This is a genomic window from Mycobacterium sp. (assembly GCF_039583805.1).
In the GTDB taxonomy this organism is placed as follows: domain Bacteria; phylum Actinomycetota; class Actinomycetes; order Mycobacteriales; family Mycobacteriaceae; genus Mycobacterium.
The window spans coordinates 1-4,211 of record NZ_JAVKSH010000173.1; the positions used below are offsets into that span (position 1 = coordinate 1).

Here is a 4,211-nt window from a genome sequence, read left to right on the forward strand (position 1 = left end):
GCTGGCGAGCCTGACGGATCTGGTGACGGGATTGTCGGTCGCCGCCAGTGATCCCGCAGCGACGATCACCGACGTCGGCAACGCCGCCGCCAGTGTTGTCGCCTTGCTGAATACCCTGCAGCTTTATACAGCGGACCTGGCCGATGCTGTGGTGACCAGCTTGCCCGCCTACGACATCAGCCTGGTCCAGGACAACCTGTCCAACCCGCTCGATGCCATCGGTCTGCCGATTGCGGCGGACACCGGCCTGCTCACGCTGTCGGCCGGCTTCGAATTCGAGTTCATCGGCATAGCGATCACCGCGGCCATCGACGACTTAGCCCCTCTGGTCCCGTAGGGCTTCGCCCGCTCGATCTCCCGGCCGGGGCCGTTGCGGCTCAGCCGGTCTGGGCTTGGCCGCCCAGGAAGCCCGCGATGCCCCGGACCACGGCGTCGGCGTATTTCTGCCGGCCGGCCGGGGATTCCATCAGCGCCAAGTCAGCGGGGTTCTTCATGTTGCCCAGCTCGACCAACACCGCCGGGTATTGCGCCAGGTTCAGCCCGGCCAAATCGGAACGCCCGTACAGGCCGTCCTGGCCGATGTAGTTGGCCGGCGGAATGCCCGAGGCCTGCAGTTGGTCGCGCATGATCCGGGCGAGCTGCACCGACGCGCCGGCCTGCACCTGGTTGAGCGGCGGCGCCGAGTAGTTGATGTGGAACCCGCGCCCGGTCGGTGGACCGCCGTCGGCGTGGATGCTGACTATGGCGTTGGGGTGCAACGCGTTGGCCATCTCGGCGCGCTGGTCCACGCAGGGGCCCAGGGCGTCGTCGTTGCCGCGCGACATGGCGGTGCGCGCGCCCAGCGCGTTGAGCGCGGCGCGGATGCGCAGCGTGGTGTCCCAGGTGAAGGTGTGCTCCGGATAGCCGTCGGCTGCCGACGTTCCGCTGGCCTGGCAGTTCTTGGTGCCGCCGCGGCCGGTGGGCACCTGGCGGCTGATGGACGCGTCGTTGGCTCCGTTGTGGCCGGGGTCCAGGTACACGATCATGCCGGCGATACTGGCGGGCGCTGCGGTGGCCGTCGGGGCCGGCGGCATCGGGGCGGCAGCGAAAACGCCGAGGGCCACCGCGATCCCGACACGCAGGCGAACTGGTACGCGCACCGCACCACCGTAGCTTTCCGCCGTCTAGGCTTGAGTTTCCGCACTGCCGGATCGCCTCGAGTGAAACCGAGCCGAAACCAAGTCGAGACCACGACGCAAGGAGACTGCCATGCAACCCGGTGGCCCGCCCGACATGTCGGCGTTGCTCCAGCAGGCGCAGCAGATGCAGCAGCAACTGCTCGCCGCCCAGCAGCGGCTCGTCAACACCGAGGTGCACGGCACAGCCGGTGGCGGCCTGGTCGAGGTGACCGTGAAGGGCAGCGGCGAGGTGGTGGCGGTCACGATCGACCCCCAGGCCGTCGACCCCAGCGACGTCGAGACCCTGCAGGACCTGATCGTCGGCGCGCTGGCCGACGCGTCGGCGCAGGTCACTGCCATGGCGCAGGAGCAGCTGGGCCCGCTGGCCGGCGGGATGGGCGGCGCGCTGGGTGTTTGAGGGGCCGGTTCAGGATCTGATCGACGAGCTCGGCAAGCTGCCGGGCATCGGACCCAAGAGCGCGCAGCGGATCGCTTTTCACCTGCTGTCGGTCGAACCGGTCGACATCGACAGGCTCACCGCGGTGCTGGCCAGGGTCCGCGACGGCGTGCGGTTCTGCGCGGTCTGCGGCAATGTCTCCGACGACGAGCGCTGCCGGATCTGCGTGGACCCGCGCCGCGACGGCGCTCTGGTGTGTGTCGTCGAGGAGCCCAAGGACATCCAGGCCGTCGAGCGCACCCGTGAGTTCCGCGGCCGCTACCACGTGCTGGGCGGCGCGCTGGACCCGCTGTCGGGCGTCGGTCCCGAGCAGCTGCGCATCCGCGAGCTGCTGAACCGGATCGGTGAGCAGGTCGACGGCGTCGACGTCACCGAGGTGATCATCGCCACCGACCCCAACACCGAGGGCGAGGCGACCGCCACGTATCTGCTGCGGATGCTGCGCGACATCCCCGGCCTGACGGTGAGCCGGCTCGCGTCCGGGCTGCCGATGGGCGGTGACCTGGAATTTGCCGACGAGCTGACGCTCGGCCGCGCGTTGACCGGCCGCCGCGCGATGGCTTGATTGCGGCTTTCCTGTCGTTGAGATTGCACTCAGGGCTGTTGATTCGCGGCGTAATCCACGGCCCTGTGTGCAATGTCAACGTGCGGACGAAGCGCGCAGCCGCTCGCGGCGCAGCAACTCCACTTCGGGCAGCTCCAGCGGCGCCAGCTCACCCACCACGCACGTCAGCAGCAGGTCGGCCAGCTCGGGGTTTCTGGCCAGGCACGGCCCGTGCATGTAGGTGGCGATCACGCTGCCCTGCACCACGCCGTCGACCCCGTCGCCCGCTCGGTTGCCGGCGCCCGTGACCACAACGCCCAGCGGTGACGCGTCGGGTCCGAGGACGGTGCCGCCGCGGTGGTTCTCGAAACCGGTCAGCGGCGCCGTCAACCCGGCCAGCAGCGGTCGACTGACCAGTTCGCCGATGGTGCGCTTGGGCTGCGGCGACGTCGACGCGTCGAGCAGGCCCACCCCGTCGACCCGCTCTCCCGCCGACGTCTCGTACCACTGGCCGAGCACCTGGACGGCCGCGCAGATGGCCAGCACCGGCGCACCCCGGGCGGCCGCACGCTGCAGGCCCGGGTGCCGGCTGAGATGCCGGGTTGCCAGCCGCTGCGCGTAGTCCTCCGCTCCGCCGAGCGTGTAGACGTCCAACGAATCCGGCACCGGATCGGCAAGCGTGATCTCGACGATCTCCGCGGCGATGCCCCGCAACAGCAGTCGTTGCCGCAGCACCACCGCGTTGCCGCCGTCACCGTAGGTGCCCATCACGTCGGGTAGCACCAGCCCGATCCGCACCGTCACCGGGGGCGCTCCAGCCGTCGCTGCAGCTGCAGGAACGCCGTGTAGTTGGCGACGACCTCCACCGGCCCGGGCGGGCACGACGCGATGGCCGCCAGCGTGTCGTGCACCAGGGTGTGCCGCACACCGGCGTACCCGAGCCGCACCGCCAGGTCGGTGCCGCGCTCGCCGGCGGCCACCACCGCAACGTCGTCGAGACGCTCGAAACGCACGTCCCACAGCCAGGACAGGTCTTCGCCGTCGGGTACCTGCCCGTTGACCGAGATGACGACCCCGGCCGTCTGCGTGTCCACCATCGACAGCGCCTCCTGCCAGCCGGCCGGGTTCTTGGCCAGCAGCATTCGGACGTTGTGCTCGCCGAGGCGAACGGTCCGGTAACGTCCGGCGACTTCGTCGACGAGCGACACCGCCGCCACCGCGGCCGCCGGGTCCGCCCCCAACGCGGCGGCGGCGGCGACGGCCTGTGCTGCGTTGCCGCGGTTCACCGATCCGGGCAGGCTCAGCCGCATCGGCAGGGCCAGCCCGTCGGGCCCGTAGAGCGTGTCGTCGTCGAACCACCAGTGTGGGCTGGGCCGCGTGAGCTCGGCGCCGGTGGAATACCAGTGGCCCTGGTCGCGGACGATCACCCCGCCGCTGCGCGGGCAGCTGATCGAGTCGGCCGACCAGCCGCCGCCGGCAGCCACCCACACCACCCCGGCGCGGTCGTAGGCCGCCGACGTCATCAGCACGTCGTCGCAGTTGGCGACCACCACCGCGGTCGGATGCCGGGCCAGGCCGGCCCGCAGCGTGCGCTCGATCACGGCGATCTCACCGACGCGGTCCAGCTGGTCGCGCGACAGGTTCAGCAGGACGACGACGGCGGCGTCTACCGCATCCAGGACGTGCGGGACGTGCATCTCGTCGACTTCCAGCACGGCCAGCGGGGCGTCACGGTCGGCGGCCAGCGCGGCGACCAGGCCGGCATCCATGTTGGCGCCTTCGGCGTTGGTGGCGACTTGCCCCTCGGGGCCCAGCGTTGTCAGCGCGGCCGCCGTCATCCGGGTCGTCGTCGACTTTCCGTTGGTTCCGGTGACGACGACGGTGCGCCGGCCCTGACCCAGCTGACGCAGAAGCGAGCGGTCCAGCGTCATCGCCACCAAACCGCCGATCATCGCGCCTGCGCCCCGGCCGGTCGCCCGCGATGCCCAGCGCACGGCTGAGCCCGCGGCCAGCGCCAGGCGTCCGCGGGCGGTGATCACCCGCGCAGTGTAAG

At 70.9% G+C, this 4,211-nt stretch carries 5 protein-coding genes and 1 pseudogene; 3 read left to right on the forward strand and 3 right to left on the reverse strand.

Going from position 1 to position 4,211, the window contains the following annotated elements:
• Window positions 1-337: pseudogene (locus ABDW21_RS16440) on the forward strand (hypothetical protein); the annotation flags it as partial.
• A gap of 40 nt (window positions 338-377) precedes the next feature.
• Here the strand turns inward: ABDW21_RS16440 and ABDW21_RS16445 are convergent.
• Window positions 378-1,139 carry an Rv3717 family N-acetylmuramoyl-L-alanine amidase gene (locus tag ABDW21_RS16445; protein ID WP_343603213.1) on the reverse strand — a complete coding sequence of 254 codons (762 nt, stop codon included), beginning with the start codon at window positions 1,137-1,139 and terminating at the stop codon, window positions 378-380.
• A gap of 109 nt (window positions 1,140-1,248) precedes the next feature.
• Here ABDW21_RS16445 and ABDW21_RS16450 point away from each other — a divergent pair, with 109 nt between their 5' ends.
• Window positions 1,249-1,575, forward strand: coding sequence for a YbaB/EbfC family nucleoid-associated protein (locus ABDW21_RS16450; protein WP_343603211.1), 327 nt, complete (start codon window positions 1,249-1,251; stop codon window positions 1,573-1,575).
• Complete coding sequence (gene recR / locus ABDW21_RS16455; RefSeq protein WP_343603209.1) at window positions 1,568-2,179, forward strand: recombination mediator RecR; 612 nt, start codon at window positions 1,568-1,570, stop codon at window positions 2,177-2,179. The genes ABDW21_RS16450 and recR overlap by 8 nt, the downstream gene beginning before the upstream one ends.
• 75 nt (window positions 2,180-2,254) lie before the next feature.
• On the opposite strand, the gene ABDW21_RS16460 is transcribed toward recR, so the two are convergent.
• Both ABDW21_RS16460 and ABDW21_RS16465 read right to left on the reverse strand, forming a co-directional pair.
• Window positions 2,255-2,956 carry a type 1 glutamine amidotransferase gene (locus tag ABDW21_RS16460; protein WP_343603216.1) on the reverse strand — a complete coding sequence of 234 codons (702 nt, stop codon included), beginning with the start codon at window positions 2,954-2,956 and terminating at the stop codon, window positions 2,255-2,257.
• A 2-nt stretch (window positions 2,957-2,958) separates the two neighbouring features.
• Window positions 2,959-4,197, reverse strand: a complete 1,239-nt coding sequence (locus ABDW21_RS16465; protein ID WP_343710756.1) for a Mur ligase family protein — start codon at window positions 4,195-4,197, stop codon at window positions 2,959-2,961.
• Window positions 4,198-4,211: the final 14 nt, after the last annotated feature.